The organism is Paenibacillus sp. FSL M7-0134, from assembly GCF_038007865.1.
In the GTDB taxonomy this organism is placed as follows: domain Bacteria; phylum Bacillota; class Bacilli; order Paenibacillales; family Paenibacillaceae; genus Paenibacillus; species Paenibacillus polymyxa_B.
Genome location: NZ_JBBOXV010000001.1, coordinates 1,200,996 through 1,225,958, shown reverse-complemented (window position 1 = coordinate 1,225,958; position 24,963 = coordinate 1,200,996). Strand labels below are relative to the sequence as shown.

Annotated in this window: 2 protein-coding genes; one reads left to right on the top strand and one right to left on the bottom strand. The window is 49.6% G+C overall.

Annotation, left to right across the window (positions count from 1 at the left end; genetic code table 11):
• Nucleotides 1-11 precede the first annotated feature (11 nt).
• Nucleotides 12-1,046, top strand: a complete 1,035-nt coding sequence (locus NSQ58_RS05315; protein WP_071559521.1) for an alpha/beta hydrolase — start codon at nucleotides 12-14, stop codon at nucleotides 1,044-1,046.
• A gap of 108 nt (nucleotides 1,047-1,154) precedes the next feature.
• On the opposite strand, the gene NSQ58_RS05310 is transcribed toward NSQ58_RS05315, so the two are convergent.
• Complete coding sequence (locus NSQ58_RS05310; protein ID WP_341056991.1) at nucleotides 1,155-24,881, bottom strand: non-ribosomal peptide synthase/polyketide synthase; 23,727 nt, start codon at nucleotides 24,879-24,881, stop codon at nucleotides 1,155-1,157.
• Nucleotides 24,882-24,963: the final 82 nt, after the last annotated feature.

Sequence of the window (24,963 nt, the reverse complement as noted above, 5' to 3'; positions counted from 1 at the left end):
TAGATTTGCTAATGAAGCAACGAAGGCGAACATGGACGAGAATTGTGTTTCTTATCATCTCTTGCTTACTGCTTTTCGTGATCTCAGGATTTGTGTATGAGTGGATTGCATCCAAAAAGGATAAATCACAATACCCACCTCCGGGGGAATTGGTCGATGCCGGGGGTTATCGACTCCATATTCGTAAACTCGGTAACGGCTCTCCAACAATATTGCTTGAATCAGGGAGCGGGGAAAGTAGCCTGTCATGGAGAGATATTCCCGAAAAACTGTCATCATTCGCCACTGTTGTATCCTATGACCGGGCAGGCTATGCCTGGAGCGAGGAGGCTGCTACTCCACGAACCGGGGAAAACATCGTTCGAGAGCTTCATGTCGCCTTAAAAAACGCAGACATCCAAGCTCCTTATATTCTGGTAGGCCATTCCCTTGGAGGGATGTACTCAAGACTATACGCGCAGACATACAAAGACGAAGTGGCAGGATTGGTTCTGGTGGATGCCAGGCCTGAGAATGACGCTCGCCGGACAAATGAGATTTATGCCAAGGAACGGCCTAAAGTCAATCCCTCCCCGTTAATATCCATTCTCCTAGAAAAGTCAGGGGCTTTTCGCCTGTTCCCCAATTTAATGCTAACGGGTCGGGTCGAATATCAAGATAGAAAATCTTTTGTGAATATTGTCGCTTCCTCTAAATACTTTCGATCTGTTGCGGAGGAGGGTGATCTAGCAAGCACTACCGAAGATGCCATACGGGGACAGCATCTGGGTAATCTCCCTGTACGTGTAATTGCCCGGGGCATTCAACAAGATTTGACTCAGTTCGGTATTAGTAAACGCGGAAATGATCAGATCGAACAAAGCTGGCAAATGGGACAGCGCGAGATGCTTAACATCTCTACAAACAGCAAATTTATTGTTGCCAAGAAGAGCGAGCATATGATCATCCATGATCAACCGGAGCTTGTCATCCAAGTCATCCGTGAACTCATCACCGACACAAGACACTTTCAGTCAACCATGTCTAAAGCATACACAGATGATTAGGGACTTTATATGTTAAACAGCATAAAAAAATAAAAGACGCCCGAGTTCCTTCTATATAAAGGAATTCGGGCGTCTTTGCTGCCTAACACTTATTATGCTTGATTGAGCTTAGGACAAAATGGGCTTGTTTTTAGATGAGGCCTCTGTGACCTTGCCAAGTATCTGTCTCAGTACTTTAGCATTTTCCCCAATAAAACCGGAATCAAGCAGCACATCATGCGTTCCGATGACTTCGTATTCTTTGTATTGACCAAGTGTCGCCTGTTGCCATAACAATTTATCTAATGATGTATCCGGACCAATACTATCATCCTCTGCAATTAGAGCATGGATATTCGCATGAACTTCACCTGAGTTAATAAGCTCATCGCGGTAGACGGAGTAAACCAACATTTTGTCCATGACTCGCTCCCTGTCCACTGGATCGGCAAGGAACGCTTTGTACTGGTCCCTAATGCTGTCCAGTACCATCTCGACAATCTCTTCAAGCTCCTCCGGTGTCGATTCATCCTTGGACATCTTTCTCATAGCATCTACCATAATAAGGTCGCTAACATGGTGACCTCGGCTTTCCATGGCTTTAGCTACCTCGAAGGCGAGGTTTCCTCCAAGTGAGTATCCCAGGAATATATACGGACCCTCTGCTTGAATATCCACGATGGCATCGATGTATCGATCCAGCATATCTTGACCCTGGAAACGATCGCCGATAAATTCCATCCCGTACACCTCGCAAAGCCCTTCCAGCTCCTTGGCCATCTCATAGTATCCCAGAGAGTGGCCCACCCGTGGAGGGAAGCAAAACACTTTGAGCGTTCCTTTCCCTGGGAAGCGGATAATTTCCATTTCCTCTTCATTAGCAGCAGTTGTTGCCTGCAGCTTGGAAATTTCATGCGCCATTTCTTCCACAGTCGGCAGATTAAACACGACTTGGAGTGGGAGCTGGACGCCCATACCGGACGAGATCCTTTGGATCAAGCCCAATACTTTCAGGGAATGGCCCCCAAGTTCAAAGAAATGATCCCTGATCCCGATTTCCTGTACGCCGAGCACCTCGGACCAAATCTGAGCGAGCTCTACTTCTGTCTGCGTACGCGGCGCGATATACTCCGCTGTGCTCCGCAGAAGTGTTTCCGGTGCCGGTAGCGCTTTGCGATCCAATTTGCCATTCGGATTCAGCGGCATTTGTGCCAACTGTACGAAAGCAGTCGGAATCATGTAGCTTGGCAGCTCGCTGGCCAGTGCCTCGCGTAGTATGCCCGCTGTAAGCCCCTCTTCGGCCACAAAGTATGCACAAAGCTGAGTACTTCCAGTAGAATCAGCCAGTGCAAGAACAACCGCTTCCTGCACAGATGGCACTTTCAAAATTTGTGCTTCCACTTCTCCCAGCTCAATGCGGTAACCCCGGATTTTTACCTGGTGATCGATCCGTCCCAAATACTCAATATTCCCGTCCGGCAGCCATCGGGCTAAATCGCCCGTTCGGTAAATCCGTGCTCCCGGTTTGTACGGGTGAGGAATGAACTTCTCTGCCGTCAGGTCCGGCTGGTTGAAATACCCCCGCGCTACCCCTTCGCCCGCAATGCAGAGTTCTCCCGGTACCCCCACAGGTGATACCTGAGAAGCGCTGTCCATCATCCATACTTGGACGTTAGCGTACGGTTTGCCGATTGGCACATGCGTTAGAGCCGCAGTCTCAAGGCTCGTTGTATACCGAGTCGCATATACGGCTGCTTCCGTAGGACCGTAGATGTTTTCCAGTACTGCGTAAGGAGATACTTTATAATACTCTTCCACAAGTTTGGCAGGCAGCGTCTCGCCGCAGGCAAACAGATATTTCAGAGTAAGGAATCCTTGGGTGCCGCTTTCTTTCAAGTATTGAACGAGCACACTGAGCATCGACGGCACCAAATTGAGATGCGTGATACGGTTCGTATCCACGGCCCCTAGCAGTGCCATCGGGTCTTTGTCCACGCCTTGTGGCAGGATCACGAGCGTCCCCTGTCCAAAGAACCAACAGAACAGCTCCGGTACGGAGAAGTCAAAGGTGAATGTCGTTTTGAGCAGGAATCGGTCACCTGCCAACATCGGATATTCAGCTTCCAACTGACTCAGCGTATGGACGGCAGAGCGATGTTCAATCATTACCCCTTTCGGCTTGCCGGTTGAACCTGACGTGTAAATGATATACGCCAGATGCTCCGGCCCCGCAATTGGCTCCAGATTCGAGCTATCCGCATGATACGCCTGCGGATCATCAAGTGCCAGGATCGTGCCAGTGAACGGAAAACGATCTTTGAGATGGTTCTTCGTCAGCAGAAGCTTCGCTCCCGAATCCTCCAGCATGTGGCGAATACGATCTTCTGGGAACTCCGGATCAATCGGTACATAGGCCCCGCCAGCTTTTAGAATGGCATGAATGCCAATGATCATCTCAAGCGAACGCTCGACCATGATGCCGACTGGTTGGTCCGGTCTGACCCCTTGGGCACGCAGCGTACGTGCAAGGCGGTTCGCCTGCTGATGAAGTTCTCCATAGGTAAGCTCCGTTTCACCGTAAATAAGTGCTGTACAATCCGGTGTGAGTGCTGCTTTTTCCTCAAATATACCGTGAAGGGTCTGCTCACGCGGATAAGGAGCTGCTGTATCGCCCCACACCTCTATAATCTGCGATTTCTCTTCTGGCGTGATCAGCTCCAGCTCATCAATACGGATAGCAGGTTGAACAGCAACGCTTGTCAGAATTCTCGTCAAGTGTCCTTGAATTCGTTCCACGCTCTCCCGATCATAGACGCGGGCATTGTAACGGTACAAGAACTCCAGATTACGACCCGGCAGCACAATGAGGTTAAAATCATAATTCGTCTGTTCAAACATCTGAACATCCGTAATTTTGTATTCAGCCTCTTCACTGGCAATTTTCTCTTCCAAATGCTCTTCTACTGGGTAATTTTCGAACACCATAATATGAGAAATCAAATCTTGCTTTTGTTCGCTCTGTGCTTGAATCTCATAGAGCGGATAGGAATCATAAGCATGTCCTGCCAAATATAATTCCTGCTGTCTTTTCATCACATGGGAGAACGAATCGCTTCCCTCGGCCTGTACCCGAACCGGAACTGTATTAATGAAGAGACCGATCATGCTTTCGATACCCGGAATCTCGGCAGGTCTTCCCGATACCACACTTCCGAAGACGATATCCTGGCTTCTATTGTAACGCTGCAACACGATTCCCCAGGCTGCTTGCATCAGCGTATTCATCGTCACCTGATGCTGTTTGGCCACCTGTTCCAGGCGATCGGTCAGTTCCGCATCCAACGTGAATACCAGCTTCTCCGACACGTAGGCTTCTGCTTTTGCCGATGGCTGTGTGATGGCTTGTGGCAGCTTCGTCTGCTGCTCGTATCCTTCCAGGTACCCTCTCCAGTAAGAGGATGCCTCTTCCTCGCCTTGCTTCTCCAACCATTGAATATACTGGCTGTACGATACAGCTGCAGGAAGCTCAGGTTCCCTTTGCTCACGCAGAACCCCATACGTCTCAAACACTTCCTGGAGCACAAGCGGCATACACCAGCCATCCAAAATGATGTGATGAGAGCTCCACAGCAAATGGTAAGCCTCTTCTGCTGTACGTAGAATAGCAACACGCAGCAATGCTTCTTCAGCAAGATTAAAGCCTCTTGCTTTGTCCTGAGCAGTATAAGCTGCAAGACGCGCTTGAATTTCATCGGCTTCCAGCTCGTGCAGATCCTCGTACACGAAGTCACACGCTCTTTCTTTGAACACAATCTGAATAGGGAAATCGCCCCACCCGGCATGGAAATTGGTTCTCAATATGGCATGCCGTTTCATCAGATATTTTAAGCTGCGTTTGAAATCCTCAGGATAGAATGCTCCCTGAATTTCAAATTTGGCCTGCTCAAAGTAGACTTCCGAATGAGGCTCCAGCAAGCTGTGGAACAACATTCCTTTTTGCATCGGTGTCAGTTTATACATATTTTCAATACTACCGATATGTCGTGTCTGCTCTTCTAACTCCTCGATTTTTTCCAAGCTGATATCTTTGAGGAGTACATCGCTTGGTGTAAGTTCTGTTCTTTCCTTACTTACGCAATGTCCAATGACTTCGCTGAGACGGTTCTTCAGAATGCCAACAAACTTAGCCACAGACTCCCCGTGGAACTGATGACGGTTATAGCTAACCGAAAGTTGAAGCTGTCCTTCGGCAATCAGTCCATTAATGTTCAATGCCTGATGCTGCACCATCTGCTCACTGACCTCAGGTCCTACTGAGTAAGGCGATACTTCCATCGTCCCTCCTGCAAGATCCTGGTCGAACTGTCCCAAGTAGTTGAAGGTAATCTCCGGTTCAGCCGAGAAGGAGGAGACATCGGAACCGTTGCTTAAATATTTCAAAATACCATATCCGACACCTTTGTTCGGGATACGACGCAACCCTTCCTTGACGTGCTTGATTCTGGCGCCGATCTCCAATTCCCCTCCCATCTCAAGGGCGACAGGGTATTGACTTGTAAACCAGCCTATTGTACGAGTAATATCCAGTTCCGGCACAACAGGCTCCCGCCCATGTCCCTCCAGAAGGATGCCTACACGTTCGATTCCCGTCCACTCGTGAACAGCCATACCCAGAGCCGTCAGGAGCAGATCGTTGACCTCCGTATTGTAAGTGCGGTTCGCTTCTTTCAGGAACTGCTCTGTCTCTTCTGGTGACCATCTAACCGTGACAGCCTCACTGTCTTTGATGAGAAGAGCGCCGTCTACCTTGTCTTTTGGAAGAGGGGCAAAGCCATCTCCCTCTACCTCTGCCCAATAGCTGCGTTCTTGTTCAGCCGCCGGGCTGTTTGCAAATTGTGTGATTCCCTCAACCCATGCACGGTACGAATCCGTCTTCTGTGGAAGCTTGACCGCTTCTCCACGTACTGCCTGCTCGTAGCCTTCCTGCAGGTCCTCAAAGAGAATACGCCAGGATACGCCATCCACAGCCAGATGATGAATAACGATCAACAGATGTTCGCCTTCCACACAGCGGAACAGACCCAGTCTAAAGAGAGGTCCATCCTCCAGAGAGATGCTGCGCTGAATGGCTTCCGCACCTGCTTCTATTGCTGAAGCCGGGTCTGTTTCAGCCCGCAGGTCGTGGATTTGGAGGCTATAGAGTTCACCCTCACCCACGCTCCGGTTCCAGGCCTCCAACCCCTGCTCTCCTTGGCGGAACACCAGTCGTAAAGCATCATGATGCTCTGCAATTTTCCGAACAACCTCGGCGAGCGCATCGGTATTGAAGCCATCCCGTCGGTACAACATGACCGACTGATTAAAGTGATGCAGATCCATTGACTGTTCATCGAAGAATCTGTGCTGAGCAGGTCCCAGTCTTACCGCTCCGTGTACCTCGCTTTGGTCCGCAATTCGGCTGACCACACTAACGCGCTGTGCCAGCTCTGCAATTGTCGGATAACCGAACAAATCCTTCATTTCAAGCTTATAGCCTGCTTGAAGAAGCCTTGAGGATACTTGAATGGATTTGATCGAGTCACCTCCAAGCTCAAAGAAATTATCATGAATGCCGACAAGCGGCACGCCGAGTACACCTTGCCAGATTGAAGCCAAAATGTTCTCCACATCCGTCCGCGGAGCGGTAAAGTCTGCTCCCGCCTTTATACCCGAGTTCGGTTCAGGCAGTGCCTTGCGATCCAGCTTGCCATTCGGTGTCAGAGGCATCACGTCCAGTTGGACGAAGTAAGACGGAATCATATATGCAGGCAGTCCGGCAGACAGTTCGTCTCTCAGCTCGCTGACAGACATTTCGCGATCAGCTACGAAGTAAGCACACAGCGATTTCTGCCCATGAGCATCTGCCCACGCAACAACGAGAGCTTCCTCGACAAGTGGAATGTCCAGCAGCTTGGCCTCAATCTCACCAAGCTCAATACGATAGCCCCGTATTTTAACTTGATGGTCAATGCGTCCAATGTACTCAATGTCTCCATTAGGAAGGCGACGAGCCAAATCCCCAGTGCGATACATATTTCCTTCCGAAGCGAACGGATTTCTAATGAATTTATCTGCGGTAAGCTCAGGACGGTTCAGATATCCACGGGCTACCCCGTCCCCGGCGATGTACATTTCGCCCTCCACGCCTAACGGTACGAGACGAAGCTGATCATCCAGAATATGGATGAATATGTTGTCGGACGGCAACCCAATCGGTACGGATTCCCGTGTATCCTTCGCAGGATCGTACAGGTGAATCATGCAGCCGACGACGGTTTCGGTCGGACCGTATTCATTGTAGATTTTGATGTTGCCACCAAAGAGGTCGGTAATCGTTTTGGACAAATGTGTGGTCAGATTTTCTCCGCCCACAATGAGTTGCTGAATACGACTTTCCGCTGGAATGGTCATGTCTTTTATCAGACTGAGATGCGTTGGCGTCAGCTTGAGAATATCGACCGCATTTTCGCGCAAAATATGCTGAACAACCTCCGCTTTATCTATACCATCATAAATCCGCACTATTCCTCCGTTTATTAACGGAGTAAACATTGATGTCATCGTCAAGTCAAACGAAATGGATGAATACAACGGGAAATCCGTTGGTTTCCCAGCACAATAGACCTTATTGGCCCACCAGATGTAGTTCACGATCCCTTTGTGGTTAATCATGGTTCCCTTCGGATTTCCGGTTGTACCCGAGGTATAGATTAAGTACACCAGATCGTTTCCTCCAACAGGAATATTGGGATTATCCACCTCGGTTCCGTAGATGTGCGGGGAATCCAATTCCATAACCGTTCCCTCAAAAGAGGCCAACTCCGTCAGGTGGCTCTGTGTGAGCAGAATTTCAGCGCCAGAATCCTTCAGAATATACTGAATCCGCTCCTGCGGATATTCAGGATCAATAGGTACATAGGCTCCACCCGCTTTGAGTACACCCATGATGGCGACAAGCAGCTCTACAGACCGATCTGCCAACAGACCTACCACTTGTTCACTCCGTAGTCCTTGGTCTATCAAGGTGGAAGCTAGTCTGTTCGCCTGCTCGTTCAGCTCCCGATACGTGATCTGGATGTCGCCGTTTACTGCCGCAATCTTATCCGGCGTACGGACAACCTGTTCTTCAAACAAGGTATGCAGACCCTGATCACTTGGATAGGTATGGGCCTTGCCGCCCCAGTCAAGCAGGTTCATCCGTTCCTCAGATGTTACAATCTCCAGTTCCTGTATCGTCGCCTGCGGACGAGCAGCCACCTGATCGAGCATCTGCAACAAGTGTCCTCCGATTCGTGCAATGCTTTCTTGCTCGTAAACCGAAGCATTATAGCGAATGCAGACCTTGATGTCTTCGCCTGGAATTACAACCAGGTTAAAGTCATAGTTGGTTTGTTCAAACATGGTGAAGTTGGCGACTTCGAGATTGTCCTCCGTTTGATTCCCCGATTGCTCCACCTGCTCGTCGAGCGGGTAATTTTCAAAGATCATAATATGAGAAATCAGGTCCTGCTTTTGGGTTGTTTTCCCCTGAATCTCATACAGTGGATAGGTGTCGTAGGCACGACCAGCCAATGACTGTGCCTGTGTACGTTTCATCACCTCGACAAAGGCTTCGTCTTTGGATGACTGTATACGGATAGGTACTGTATTAATGAACAGACCCACCATATTTTCGATCCCTGCAATCTCAGCAGGTCTACCCGACACAACGCCGCCGAAAACGACATCCGAGCTGGCATTATAACGTTGGAGAATCAGTCCCCAAGCTGTCTGCATGAGTGTGTTGACTGTCACGTGATTGCGCTTCGCAACAACATCCATTTTACCGGTCAAGGATGCACCCAGATGGAGAACATGCTCATTCAGAACATAGCCCGCCTCTTTGGCTTGAGATTTCGTTTTACCTTCCGGCAATACAGTATTCCCGTCATAATCTTCGAGATATTGGCTCCAATACGTTGAAGCTTCTTGATCATCCTGTGCATCAAGCCACTCGATATAACGACTATAGGGCTGAGCTGGCGGCAGGACAGGCTGTATTTGCTGTTTCTTGGCAGAATAATAATCGAACAGCTCCTGTGTAATGATCGGGATACACCAGCCATCCATGACAATATGGTGGAAGCTCCACAATACAAGACAGCTTTGATCCTTCTGCAAGACGGTCACTCGCATCAGCGGATCTTCTGACAAGCTGAACCCCTTAACCATATCTTCAGCAATATAAGCCTTGATTCGGGCTTCTTGTTCCTGCATAGATGCGTCGCGCAAATCTACGTAGTGCAGAGGGATTAACCGTTGCTTAAAGACAACTTGCAGCGGTACATCAGCAATGTTGTTGTAAAAGCCGGTACGTAGTATGGCATGTCGTTGCACTAAAGCCTGGAAGCTCTCGAAGAAGATATCTACATCGAAGCTACCACGCAGCTCAAACGTTGCCTGTTCAAAGTATGAAGAGGAGTCCGGCTCCAGCAGGCTGTGAAACAGCATTCCCTTCTGCATTGGCGTCAGCTTGTACACATCCTCAATCTCTCCGATATGAGCCGTCTGCGCCGTGAGTCGATCAAGCTGCTCCAATGTTAATCCTTGGAACAGAACATCACTTGGTGTAAGCTGTGTACGCTCCTGAGCTACACAATGACGGATGACCTCACTAAGGCTTGACTGTAATAATTCAGCAAAATGACTCACCGTCTCCTTACGATACTGCCTGCTGCTGTACGTAATCGTCAGTGATAGCTGGCCTTCGGCAATCATGCCATTCACATCCAGAGCATATTGCTGTGGTGTGAGATCGCTGAGCGCTTTACCAACTGAATGTGTGGATAGGCTAAGGGCATTACCCTCCAAATCCTGATCAAACTGCCCAAGATAATTGAAGGAAATTTCCGGCTCCACGCCGAATCCAACACTTTTCTCCGGTGCCATATACTTCAGAAGACCGTAGCCGATTCCTTTATGCGGAACCTCTCGCAAATTCTCCTTGATGCGCTTGATTCGCGCAGATACTTCCTGTCTGCCTTGCAGGTTCAGCAGAACTGGATACTGGGTTGTGAACCAACCCACGGTACGGGTAATATCCAGGTCTGGTACGATCATTTCCCGTCCATGTCCTTCAAGATTGACCAAAATCTGCTCCATGCCTGTCCAGCGCTGAATGGCTGCCCCCAGAGCAGTCAAGAGCAAGTCATTCGTCTCCGTATGATACGCCCGGTTCGCTTGTCGCAACAGCAGGTCAGTTTCCTGCGCAGACCACGTTACCGTAACCGATTCAGTATCCCGAATGGTGCCCGGCTTCTGATCCTCATCCTTCGGCAGTGGGGCCAAAATCGCCTCCTCAATCAGCTGCCAGTATGCACGCTCCTTGCCCAGAGCAGGCCCTGCTGCATACTTCGTCGCTTGCTCAGACCATACAAGATACGAATCGGTCTTTTGTGGAAGGACGATTGCTTGTCCATTCCATGCCTGCTCGTACCCCGCTGCAATGTCCTCAAACAGGATGCGCCAGGATACGCCGTCAACCAAGAGGTGATGAATGACAATCAACAAATGATCGCCATCGTCACAATGGAACAGGCCTAGCTTGAACAGTGGGCCACCTTCCAAGTCAAAGCTTGCCTGAATGGCATCGGCTTGGGCCTGAACCGCAGCTGTCTGGTCTTCCGCCTGCCGCATATCGGCAATGTCCAATGTGTAGAGCTCGCCTTCGTCCGTTCCCCGATTCCAAGCTGCGTATCCAGCTTCTGTAGGCCGGAAAACCATGCGCAGCGCGTCATGATGGATCGCAATTTGGTCCATTGTCAACCGGAGTGCAGCCTCATCAAAGCCGTCTTTCCGATAGAGCATGACGGCATGATTATAATGGTGCGGCTCCGCTGTATGGCGTTCAAAGAACCAACGCTGAATTGGCATTAACTCTGCTGCACCTTTAATTTCGCCCTGTTCCGCTATACGTCCAGCTGCCTGAAGATACGGGCTTAGCTCGGCAATTGTCGGATATTTGAAGAGATCCTTCATCTCTAATTTATATCCAGCTTGGAACAATCTCGAGGACACTTGAATCGCCTTGATGGAGTCACCACCCAGATCGAAGAAATGATCATGGATGCCGACCTGCTGCGCTCCCAGCACACCTTGCCATACGGAAGCCAAAGCTTCCTCAGCTGCGTTTCTCGGCGCTTCATAAACCGCCCCAGTCTGCACATTGGCCTCAGGAGCCGGAAGCGCTTTGCGATCCAGCTTGCCATTGGGTGTCAAAGGCATCTGTTCCAATTGCATAAAGTAAGATGGAATCATATAAGTCGGCAGTTCGGCAGCCAAGGCTTTTCTCAACTCGCCTACCGTCAGCATCTGATCGGCAGTGAAATAGCCGACAAGCACTTTTTGTCCACTTCCATCCTCCCGGGCGAGCACAACGGCCTCCCTTACAGACGGAGCATGGAGCAGCTTCGCTTCCACTTCGCCCAGCTCAATACGGTAACCACGGATTTTTACCTGATGGTCAATCCGTCCCAAATACTCCATGCTTCCATCCGGCAACCAGCGTGCCAAGTCACCCGAGCGGTACATGCGCTCGCCCGCTTCAAACGGATGAGCGACAAACTTCTCTTCCGTCAATTCCGGTCGGTTCAGATAACCTCGCGCCAGGCCTACGCCCGCCACATAGAGTTCACCCGGAATGCCAATCGGCTGTGGACGACGTTGTTCATCCAAAATGTACGCCCGCAGCGTCGGAATCGTGGTGCCGATATTGCTGCGACCCTGTTCAATTTCCAACTCTGTAATTTCCTTGTAGGTTACATGCACGGTCGTTTCGGTAATGCCGTACATGTTAATGAGTTGTACTTGCGGATACTTCGTTCTCCATTCCTTGAGCAGGGCCGGGGCTAATGCCTCCCCACCGAAGATAATCATACGGAGGCTCAGTTCTGCCGCCTGATGACCAAGCTCTTCCTGTAGCAACTGGTAGAAGTACGTCGGTGTCTGGTTCAAAACGGTGACCTTCTGATCCTTAAGCAATTGCAAGAAACGATCTGGACTCTTCGCGGTAAGCGATGGAACGATGACCAACCGTCCTCCGTTCAGCAATGCTCCGTACATTTCCCATACAGAGAAGTCAAAACAGAATGAATGGAACAGTGTCCACGTATCCTGAGGACCAAAATCAAACATATTTTTATCATTAAAGAGCAAGCGAACTACATTTTTATGCTCGATCAGCGTTCCCTTTGGCTTGCCTGTCGTGCCCGATGTGTAGATGACGTAGGCAAGATGCTCCGGTCCGGCTGCAGGCTGCAGGTTTGAGACATCTTCCTTATAGGAAGCCGTTTTATCCAGACTTACGATGTCCCCAGCGAAGGAGACACGTTGCTCCAGATGCGCTTGTGTCAGCAGTAGCTTGGCTCCCGAATCCTCAAGCATAAAGCGAATGCGGTCCTCTGGATATTCAGGGTCTACAGGGACATAGGCTCCGCCTGCCTTCAAGATGGCTAAAATCCCGACCACCATTTCAAGGGAACGATCCGCCATAATTCCAGCCAAACCGTCTGGTTGCAAACCACGTTCCCTTAGCATTCTGGCAAGTCCATTGGCCCGCTCGTTCAGCTCGCTGTAGGACAGGGCTGTATTTTCACATACGACTGCCACTGCATTCGGAGTACGTGCAGCCTGTTCCTCGAACAGCGCATGGATCGTCTTGTCACGAGGATAATCTGCCTTGGCTTCGTCCGGCGCTTTCATCAGCCTTGATTTTTCCTGAGGTGTCACGATATCAAGGGATGACAACGGCATTCCCGGATTGGAGACGGCTTCCCGAATAAGCTGTACAAAGTGGCCTGCCATCCGCTGGGCAGTCTCTTGTTTGTAGATCGCAGTCGCGTACTCAAGCGTGCAGTTCAATACCCCGTCTGCTTCACTCACGGTCAGCGTGAGATCGAACTTGGCAGCCGGATGTACATTATCGTAAGGAGTGAAGCGCAATCCTTCTATTTCTTGTTCTCCCTGCTCGATATTTTGCAGGACAAACATGGTATCAAATAGCGGGTTACGGCTCAAATCACGCTGAAGCTCCAGCTTTTCTACCAGCTCCTCGAACGGGTAATCCTGGTTTTCATAGGCCCGCAGCGCTGTTTCCTTCACTTCCTGCAGATAAGCCTCGAAAGGCTTCTCTCCTTCTGGATAAGTACGAAGTGCCACTGTGCCGACGAACATACCGATGAGGCCTTCGAGTGTCGCATGGGATCTTCCTGCCACAGGTGAACCGACAATGACATCTTCCTGACCTGTGTACTTGTGCAAGAGCGCTGTATAGGCTGCCAACAGTACCATGAACAGAGTGGAACCCGTTCGGGTAGCCAGCTCCTGAAGTGAAGCACTCAGAGAAGAATCAATTTGGAAGTCGATTCGATCGCCCGCAAAGCTTCGCACCGCAGGACGAACTTCATCCCCTGGCAAATCCAGCACTGGCAAGCTTCCGCGGAAAGCATCCAGCCAGTAAGCTTCCTGGGCCTTAAGACGCTCGCTTCCGAGCTGCTCTTGCTGCCATACAGCATAGTCTGTGTACTGGATCTGTAGTTCAGGGAATACGTCCTCCTCTTGGTAGAAGCGGAGAAACTCTTCTATGAGAATATTCATAGAAACCCCATCTGAGACAATATGATGCATGTCAAACAATAGTAAATGGCGCTCATGTGCAATTCGAATAAGGCCGACCCGCAGCAATGGAGCTACACCTAAATCAAAAGGACGGACAAACTGCTGAAGGGTAGCTCCTGCCTCTTCCTCGCTCAACTCCGCATATTCCACAGTAAACGGAACATCCGTCAGGAGCTGCTGTACAGGTTCACCGTTCACGGTCACAAAACGAGTACGCAGCGAACCATGACGATGAATTAGACGACGGAATGCCTGCTCTAGCCGTTCCCGATCCAAAGCTCCCTCAACGGTAAGGATACCCGGCATATTGTAGCTCAGCTCTCCACCTTCCAGCTGACTTAGAATAAACAGTCGTTTTTGGGCCGAGGACAATGGATAATGCTCTCTCGCTCCCGCTGTAGGAATTTCTTCGAAATTCAGCGGTGTATAGCCCTCAATGGCACGAGCCAATCCTTCAATAGTAGGAGACTCGAACACTGCTCTCAGACTAATCTCGCGATTCATTTCCTTGCGAATTCGTGAGACTAGCAGGGCTGCACGCAGTGAATGACCTCCAAAATGGAAGAAATTATCCTTCACTCCCGCGCTCTCTACACCCAGCACCTCTTGCCAGATTTCGGCTAATTGAATTTCCACAGGTGTCCTTGGAGCCTCAGATGAAGCCGCTGCCCATCCACGCTCGCCCTGCAGCGCTTTTCGATCGATTTTTCCGTTCGACGTCAGAGGCATATCCTCCAGTTGTATGAAGCGGGAAGGGATCATATATCCAGGTAATATCTCCGACAGGACGGCCCGAAGCTCGGATACCTCAAGTTTCTGAGCAGCTACGAAATAAGCGACTAGATCTTTGTAGCCGTCATCGCCCTCTACAGCCATGGCTACGACTTCCTGAACGGACGGCACTCTGAGCATTTGTGCTTCTACCTCGCCTAGCTCGATACGGTAGCCGCGGATTTTGACTTGGTGATCTATTCGGCCTAAGTACTCGATGGTTCCATTCGGTAACCAGCGAACCAGGTCACCCGTCCGATACATACGCTCTCCTGGAGCAAACGGATTGTCCACGAACTTCTCATCCATTAACTCAGGCTGGTTATGATACCCCCGTGCTAATCCGATACTCGAAATGCATAGCTCTCCAGCTACACCGACAGGTTGCAATCTAAAATGGTCATCCAAGATGTACACACTATGGTTAGCAATAGGTCGTCCAATAGATACAATATCCGTTGCTTCCTCACTGTCCGGGACAGACCAGATTGTGGTGCATACGGAGTCCTCCGTTGGGCCATAGCCATTAGAGTAACGTACATGCTTCCTCCACTCTTCGATCAACTCGACCGATGCGGCCGATCCAGCGGTTAGCAGGCACCGCAGTGTTGGCAAACGCTCTGGATCAAGGTGGATAGCGTAAGCGGGTGGCAAAGTCGCTACCGTAATCCCCTTATCGTTCATGAACTGCTCGAACAGGGCATGATCTAAAATATCTTCTGTAGAAGGGATGCACAGAACACCCCCATGGCTCAGCGCCGTTAAAATTTCCGAAACCGATGCATCAAACGACAGGCTTGCAAACTGAACGATCCGATCCTGCGGTGTAACTTCAAAGTGTGCCCCATATACGTCCGAAAGATTTGGTAGTCCCCGATGCTCGACTAATACGCCCTTAGGCTGACCGGTCGTACCTGAAGTGTAGATCACGTAAGCCAGATCATCCGGGCCAGCAGTATCCTCCAAATTCGAGGTGTCGGCATCATAGGTCGATGATTCATCCAGCAGCAAAACATTTTCCGTCCATCCGAGATGCTCCAAGAAATGGGCCTGTGTAAGGATTAGCTTCGCCCCGGAATCTTCAAGCATGTAACTGATTCGTTCTTTCGGATACTCTGGATCGATTGGAACATAGGCACCCCCGGCTTTCATAATGCCGTAGATCCCAACGATCATTTCGAGCGACCGTTCAGCAATCAGTCCCACCAGATCTCCCGTCTTGATTCCCTGAGTACGGAGCCTTCTGGCCAGTCCATTGGCTTTTGCATTGAGCTCGGCATAGGTCAGACTCTCGTCCTCGAACCAAATGGCAGTCGCATCCGGCGTTCGTCCCGCCTGTTCCTCCAATAGCCCGTGGAACGTGTTACAGTGCTCGTAAATGCCTTTTGTATTTCCCCATACGTTCAGAATCTGTTCTCTCTCCTGCGGCGTGACTAATTCTAGTGCATCCACGGAAATAGCAGGGTTCTCTACAATTTGTTCCATAAGGTGAACCAGATGGCCCTTGATTTGCCCAATTGTCACTTGGTCATAAACAAGTGCATTGTACTGGAACAGCAATCTCATCTCTTCGCCAGGGAGGACAATTAAATTAAAATCATAATTCGTTTGCTCAAGAAGCTCCGCTTCCTCAATCTCAAAGGCAGCCTCGCCACCACCCAGACGCTCTACCTCCTCCTCCACAGGATAGTTCTCAAACACCATAATATGGGAGATTAGATCCTGCTTCTGATCCGTCTGAGCCTGAATCTCAAACAACGGGTAGGTGTCATACATATGAGAAGCCATATATTGTTCCTGCTGCTGCTTCATCAGAACGGTGAAGGGGAGATTCTCCTCTGTCTTCACACGAACGGGAATCGTATTGATGAACAAACCGATCATCCGGTCAATGCCCGGAATTTCTGCTGGTCGGCCTGATACTACACTTCCGTACACGACATCCCGGCTACCGTTGTAGCGTTGAAGCGCAATGCCCCAGAGGGACTGCAGCAATATATTCATCGTGACATGAGCATCCCTGGCCACCTTTTCAAGGCGCTCAGTCAATTCCCTGCTGAGAGGATAATTCAGCTTTTCTGCTACATAGCCTTCTCCCTTACTTGCTCCACCGACTTGAGGTAAAAGCGTCTGCTGCTCGTAACCGGCCAGATATCGGCTCCAATAGTTGGACGCAACTGCTTCATCCTGCTGTTCCAGCCATTCGATATATCGACTGTACGGATGGACCTCTGCCAGCTGCGGCTCTCTTCCTTCCAGGAGGGCAAAATAGTGTTCAAATACCTCCTGCGTAATTAACGGAACACACCACCCATCCATGACGATGTGGTGAAAGCTCCATAAGAGGCGGAAGCTCTCTTCATCTGTTTGTAAAATTGATACACGGAGAAGCTCGTCTTCAGCTAGGTTGAAGCCCTGTGCTTTGTCTTTAGCACCAAATGTCTTCAGGTAAGCTTCGCGCTGCGATGCATTCATCTCACGCAGGTCTTCGTACACCAATTTAGCGCCTCTGTGTCGAAATACAACCTGCAAAGGCTCGCTGCCCCATCCGCTGTAAAAGTTCGTGCGCAGGATGGCATGACGCTCCACCACGGCATCCAGACTGTGTCCGAATGCAGTCGGATCAAAGCTACCCTTAAAGTCAAAGGCAGCCTGCTCAAAATAAGCACCTGTATGCGGCTCAAACATATCATGGAACAGCATGCCCTTCTGCATCGGAGTCAGACTATATACATTCTCAATATCGCCTATGTGGCTGGTCTGCTTAGAAAGCTCCTCCAGATCGGCAATGCTTAGACCCTTCGCAAGCACGTCGCTTGGTGTCAATACGGTTTTCTCTTGGGTTACGCAATGCTGGAGAAGCTCTCGCAGGCTTTCTTCAATATATCCAGCGAGCTGTTCCATCGTAGATAACTTATACTGTTTTCCGTTATAAGTAATCGTCAGAGTCAGGGCTCCGTCCGTCACCATGCCATTGATATCTAGCGTATAGGCTGGTTCCTCCAACAAGCTTTGGGCGCTTCCGGTCGGATAAGGAGAAATCTGCAACGAGCTGCCTTGCAAATCCTGATCAAATTGCCCCAAATAGTTAAAAGAAATCTCAGGCTGCAAGCTGAAGCTGTCTTCATCCAACTGACTTGCCATCGTTTTAAGCAACCCGTAGCCAATACCTTTGTTCGGAATTCGGCGCAGCCCTTCTTTCACAGACTTGATCAAGGAGGCCACTTCTGGGTCATCCCCCAAGTCTAAAATCACCGGATATTGACTTGTAAACCAGCCTACGGTACGGGTGATGTCGATATTCGGTATAATCGGCTCACGACCGTGTCCTTCCAGATTCACAGCAACCTTTCCGATGCCAGACCATTTGGATACCGCCATGCCCAGAGCAGTCAATAGCAGATCATTCGTCTCTGTTTGATAAGCACGATGGGCTTTTCTCAACAATTGGTCGGTTTCTTCTATAGTCCATTGTGCTGTTATTACTTTGCTATCCTGTAAAAGAAGGCTTTCCACAGCCTCATCCTTCGGCAACTGTTCGAGTGGCTGATTCTCCAGCTCCCTCCAATACTCCCGATGAGTCTCCATTTCAGGACCTTCCGAATAACGAGCAAGGGCGTCTCCCCAGTCACGGAAGGAATCCGTCTTCTGCGGGAATGTCAGCGCTTGTCCTTGAATCACCTGCTCATAGCCTGCTGCAATATCCTCGAACAAAATCCGCCAGGATACTCCGTCCACCACCAAATGGTGGATCACGATCAGAAGATGGTCTCCATCCTGACAATGGAAAAGTCCTAACTTCAGCAGCGGACCTTCTGCCAGATTGATACTGCGCTGAATGTCATCCGACAGCGATGTAATGGCTGCAGCCGGATCGGATTCATTCCGTAAATCAGCGGTGAACAGGCTATAAAGCTCTCCTTCTTCAAGATCACGATTCCAAGCTTCGTAGCCATGCTCTGTCTGACGGAAAACCATGCGAAGGGCGTCATGATGCTCAGCGAGTTTTCTTAGCACCTGATGCAAGGCCTTTTCCTCAAATCCCTGTTCACGATACAGCATAACCGCTTGATTGAAGTGATGAGGCTCTGCCTGCTTCCGTCCAAAGAACCACTGTTGGACTGGAGTCAAGCGAGTCGTTCCACGCACAACTCCCTGTTCAGCCATATGCACAGCCGTTTGTATTTCAGCGCCTAGCTCGGCAATGGTTGGCGATTTGAACAGCTGTTTCATCTCTAACCGATAGCCGGCCTGCAGTAACCGTGACGACACCTGAATAGCTTTTATGGAGTCTCCACCCAATTCAAAGAAATTGTCATGGATACCCACCTGTTCGGCACCCAGTACCCCTTGCCAGACAGATGCCAAAGCTTCTTCAGCCGGTGTACGAGGAGCTGTATACTTCCGTCCTGTATGCGCGCCTACTTGAGGAGCCGGCAGAGACCTGCGGTCCACTTTTCCGTTTGACGTTAATGGCATACGGTCCATCTGGATAAAGTAGGATGGAATCATATAGCCCGGAAGTACCTGCGATAGGGAAAGACGTACTTCGCCTGCCGTGAGCGTACGATCCGCCACATAATAAGCGCAAAGCTGCTTCTCTCCAAGCTCATCCGCGCGAACGACCACTACGGCGTCGATTACCGACTCCACCTTGGCCAGTTGGGCCTCGATTTCAGGGAGTTCGATGCGGTAACCACGTATTTTGACCTGCTCATCAATTCTTCCTTTAAACTCCAAATTCCCATCTGGAAGCCAGCGTACCAAATCCCCAGTTCGGTAGCAGGGTTCTCCGTCCTTAACAGGACTAGGAACAAATTTCTCTGCTGTGAGATCAGGACGATTGAGATATCCGCGTGCTACACCTTCACCGCCGACAATGAGTTCACCCCAAGCACCAATAGGCTGTAATTGCAGCGATCCATTGACCACATAAGCGGTCGAATTACTAATTGGGCGACCAATCGGCACACCCCCTTCGGCACGACCTGGAATCTTGTAGGTGGTGGAGAAGGTCGTATTCTCTGTCGGACCATAGCAATTGATAGGGACAAGATCAGGATTAGCCTCGATTACACGATTCATATGAGATAGAGACAGTACGTCACCGCCGACTAACAATGCTTTTAGCCCTCTGAACAGGTACTCATCCTGCAGGGAAAGCTGATTGAAAAGGGGTGAAGTAAGCCACAATGTTGTAATCCCGTACTTGGCAATAGCCGCTTTGAGCCTATCAGCAATCAGAATGTCGTCATTCTCTACGAAATAGAGCTGCCCACCGTTAAGCAACGCTCCCCATATCTCAAATGTAGAAGCATCAAAGGCCACGGCTCCTGTTTGCAAAATTCGTGTGGATTCATTCAGCTCCACATAGTTGGTCTCTTTGACCAGACGGACCACGTTCCGGTGTTCAACCATAACGCCCTTCGGTCTACCCGTCGTACCCGATGTATAGATGACATAAGCAAGCCCCTGCGATCCCTGAGCCGTCTCCGGCTGGGCAGGCTCAGCAGCATAAGCCTCTTCACTGCTAAGATCGACAATCGGTATACCGTAGTCTACACTTATAAGCTCGCCCTTTTGCACCAATAATAGCTTGGCGTCGGAATCATCAAGCATATAACGTACCCGATCTTCCGGGTAATCAGGATCAATCGGCACATAGGCTCCACCTGCCTGAAGCACCGCGAGCATACCAATGACCATCTCGATGCTTCGTCCGCCCATTACGGCCACAGGCTGCTCCCTCAACGTTCCCAAACGACGCAGTGTTTGGGCCAGTCGGCTCGCCTTGTCTTGCAATTCAAGGTACGTTAGCTGGACATCGCCGAATACAAGCGCCGTCTGCTCTGGTGTACGCTTGACTTGTTCTGCGAACAGCTCATGAATGGTCTTGTCCCTTGGATAAGGAGCCGATGTCGCGTTAAATACTTCAACGATTTGTACTTTCTCCTCCGGTGTGATCATTTCAATCTCGGCCAGTTGCAACTGAGGATTGGCCGAGACTGCATGCAGAACCCGGAGCAAGTGCGTTGCAAGTCGCTCTACACTTTCACGCCGATATAAAGCCGTACTATACTCGAGGCCAAAGGCTAATTTTGATCCCTTCTCCTCTACATTGAGGGACAGGTCAAACTTGGCTGTGACGGTGTCCATCAAGTAAGGAGTAAAGTGCACTCCGTCCATATCCTGCTCTTCCTGCTCGGTATTTTGTAATACCAATAAGGTGTCAAAGAGCGGATTGCGGCTGACATCACGTCCTACGCCCAGCTTTTCGACCAATTTTTCAAAAGGGTAATCCTGATGCTCAAACGCCTTGAGCGCCGTTTCCTTGATTTCCAGAAGATAATCCTGAAAGGTTTTATCTCCTGCCGGGTAGCTGCGCAAGGCCAGTGTGTTGACAAACATTCCGATGATGCCCTCAAGCTCAGCCTGCGGTCTTCCGGCTACTGGAGAACCTACGACGATGTCCTCTTGTCCTGTATATTTGTGCAGTAGTACCGAATAAGCGGCCAGCAATACCATATACAGTGTAGTACCTGTACGGGATGCAAGTTCTTGTATCGCCTTATTTCCAGACTCATCCAATGTAAAATCAATTCGGCTACCCTCGAAGCTCCGAACCGAAGGTCGTTGGAAGTCTGTAGGCAAATCCAATACCGGCAACTCTCCTTCAAAGGATTGCAGCCAATATTTCTCAAGATCTTGCCATTGATTCTCTGACTGTTCCCGTTGCCATACGGCATAATCCTTGTATTGGATGTGCAGTTCTGGTAGCTGTTCTCCTTGATACAAATGAGTAAGTTCCTGTATCAATATTTGAATAGAAACCCCATCTGAAATGATGTGATGCATATCAAACAGCAACAGATGACGCTCCTCCTGGAGCTTCACCAAGCTAACACGCAGTAATGGAGCCTGGCTCAGATCAAAGGCACGAATAAAGTTGTGAATGAGCGTATCCGTCTCCTCCACCGAAGCCTCTGTGTAGTTCAACGCGAACGGCACATTCCTATGCACACGCTGAACAAGCTCTCCATCCTGCATATAAAAGCCGGTTCTCAGGGATTCATGACGCTGGATCAGTGCCTGGAACGCGGACTCCAGCCGCGTGCGATCCAATGGTCCATCCACTGTGAAGACCCCTGGCATATTGTAGCTAAGCTCTCCCCCGTCCATCTGTCTCAGCACGTATAACCGCTTTTGCGCTGAGGACACTGGGTAAGCTTCGCTTTCCGCTGCCCGCGGGATGGATTCGTACAGGGTCGGAATGTGTTTTTTCACAAGTTGCGCCAAGGATTCGACCGTAGGTGACTGAAACACCTCACGCAGCGAAATGCTACATCCCAATTCTTTGTGAATCCGTGAAACGAGCACTGTTGCCCGCAAAGAGTGACCCCCAATTTCAAAGAAATTATCTCTGACACCGACGCGAGTAACTCCCAAGATATCTTGCCAGATGAGTACCATCTGAGCTTCCACAGCAGTTCTCGGAGCCAAATAAGCCTCGCCGGATTGTACGCTGCTTTCAGGAGCCGGCAACGCACGGCGATCCAGTTTGCCATTTGGCGTAAGCGGCATTTGCTCCAGCCGGACAAAATAAGAAGGAATCATGTAAGCGGGGAGTTCCGCTGCCAGCTGAGACCGCAATTCCCCCGGCGAAAGATCACTGGAGGCTACATAGTAGGCGCACAGCAATTTTTGGCCCTGTTCGTCATCCCGTGCGAGGACAATCGTTTCTCGTACGTTCGGAGCCTTGAGAATTTGGGCTTCTACCTCGCCAAGCTCAATTCGGTAGCCGCGAATTTTGACCTGATGGTCGATCCGTCCCAAATATTCAATATTGCCATCAGGCAACCAACGAGCAAGATCCCCAGTTCGGTACAGCCGCTCTCCCGCCCGATACGGATGCTCAACGAATTTCTCAGACGTCAAATCCGGCCGATTCAAATACCCACGGGCAAGACCGTCCCCTGCAATGTATAGCTCTCCCGGAACCCCAACAGGCTGCAGCCGTCTTTGCTCATCGAGAATATAAGCGCTAAGTGTGGGGATCGTTCTGCCAATATTGCTTTTCCCCGCTTCAATCTCATGTTCCGTGATTTCCTTGTAGGTGACATGGACTGTTGTTTCCGTAATTCCGTACATATTAATCAGCTGCACATCAGGATACTTGACCCGCCAGTTTCTCAGAAGAGATGGACTTAAGGCCTCTCCACCAAAAATGATTTTCCTAAGGCCAAGCTCTGTCGAAGAGTGCGTTAACTCTTCCTGTAGCACCTGATAAAAATACGTTGGCGTCTGATTTAAAATGGTGACTTGGTTGTCTTTCAACAACTCCAGGAAAGCTGCTGGGCTCTTGGCTGTGAGAGATGGAACAATCACCAATTTCCCTCCATAAAGAAGCGCTCCGTACATCTCCCAAACGGAGAAATCGAAGCAGAACGAATGGAATAGCGTCCACGTATCCTGAGATGTAAAATCAAATAGATTTTTATCGTTAAAGAGCAGTCGAACTACATTTTTATGCTCAATCAGCGTGCCCTTCGGCTTGCCGGTTGTACCCGACGTGTAGATGACATAGGCCAGATGGCTTGGTCCTGAAATACTCTCCAGATTGGAGGCATCTCCTGTATACGTTGCAGAATCGTCCAGGCTCACAAGCTTTCCGTCAAAAGTGGTACTTTCCCACAGATGACTTTGGGTAAGCAACAGACGGACACCTGAATCCTCCAGCATATAATGGATACGTTCTTCGGGATAATCAGGGTCAATCGGTACATAGGAACCACCTGCTTTTAAAATGGCCAACATCCCGATGACCATCTCCAAGGAACGGTCAGCCATAATCCCTACGAGCGTATCTGCTCCTACACCCTCGGAGCGCAAATATCTCGCAAGCTGGTTAGCCTGCTCGTTTAGAGCTAGGTATGTAATGCTCTGTTCGTCCATCTGAACGGCTACGTGATCTGGCGTGCGCTCGGCTTGTTCCTCGAATAAGCCATGGATGGTCTTCTCACGTGGATAATCGACTGCAGCGCCTTCCGAAAGAGCCAAAATGGATTGCTCTTCTGGTTCACCCAATAAGTTTACCTCTGCGATAGAAAGCTGAGGTGAATGAATGATCTGCTCGGCGATCGTAAGCAACTGGGAAACCATGTCCTTAACTTCACTGCGTTCAAACAGCTCCGTCCGATAATCGACATCCAGTACCAGTTCGCCTTCATCCAGGATCTCCACGATATGAAGCACGAAATCGTTCACTTCGTCCCCGCAGAAATCATAATCCGTCAAAATGCGCACATCATCCAAATCAACCCAATTGATAAGACGATATTCCATTGAAACGCCAAAAAGCCGCTGAATATCCTTGTTACCATGCATTTCTCTAAGATCCTGAATTAACTGATTGTACGGATACTTCTGATGCCGCAGGACTGACATCTGATCTCTGGCTACATCCTGCAGGAAGCTCAACACATCCATATCCTTTTTGACGTATGTTCTGGCAGCAGCGGTGCTGACAAACATACCTATCTTTTGCTTCTCTTTTTTGTTCCCCCGGTTAGCGAACGAAGTGCCAATCACCACATCCGGCTGATTCGTCATTTTGTGTATGTAGATATACATCGCACCCATGAAGAACTGGAACAAAGAAATCCTGTTCTGTTGGCAAAATGCTTGCAGCTCGTGATATAGCACTTCTGGTACGGTAAAATGCTCCCGAACGGCGTGGGTGCTTAAAGATAACGGATTATATGACTTCCAACCCGTAAGCTCAGGCAAATCAGAAAATTTATCCAGCCAGTAAGCCTTATCCTTTTGGTATCTGTCAGAAAGTTCGTATGCATTCTCATCAGCAATATATTGAATATACGAGCAATCGTCGCCCAGCTTCGGTTCATTTCCTTGAATTAACTCCATGTAAAATGCTGTCAGCTGATTGCCATAGACCACCATTGATATTCCGTCAGAAATAATATGGTGCATCTTGATATTAATCCAATACTCTTCCTCGCTAATCTTCACAATTAAAAACTGGAAGAGCTCAGAATCCAGCAGGGGCAAGGGTTTGCTTTTGTGTTGCTCAAGTAAGGCTTCCACCTCAGATACACTTTCATAGTGGCTAAGATCCAGGCACTCCAGCTGTCTCTCTTCATAAGGAACGACGTACTGCTGAGGCACTCCATCCACTGAGGTAATACGGATGCGGAACGCATCATACTGTTTGATAATCAAATTAATGGACTGCATAAAGGCAGCAATATTGATATGCCCCTTCATCTTAGCTGTACCGGAAAGCTGTGACACTGACGTATCTGGGTAGAGTAATTCGGTATACCATATACGCTTCTGCGCATTTGTTAAATCATATAACTGCATGTCATTCATCTCATTCACTCCTATTCCATGATGTGAATATCCTCCCGCTGCACCTGGCAGTCAGGAGGACAAAAGGACAGTTTAACGTGCG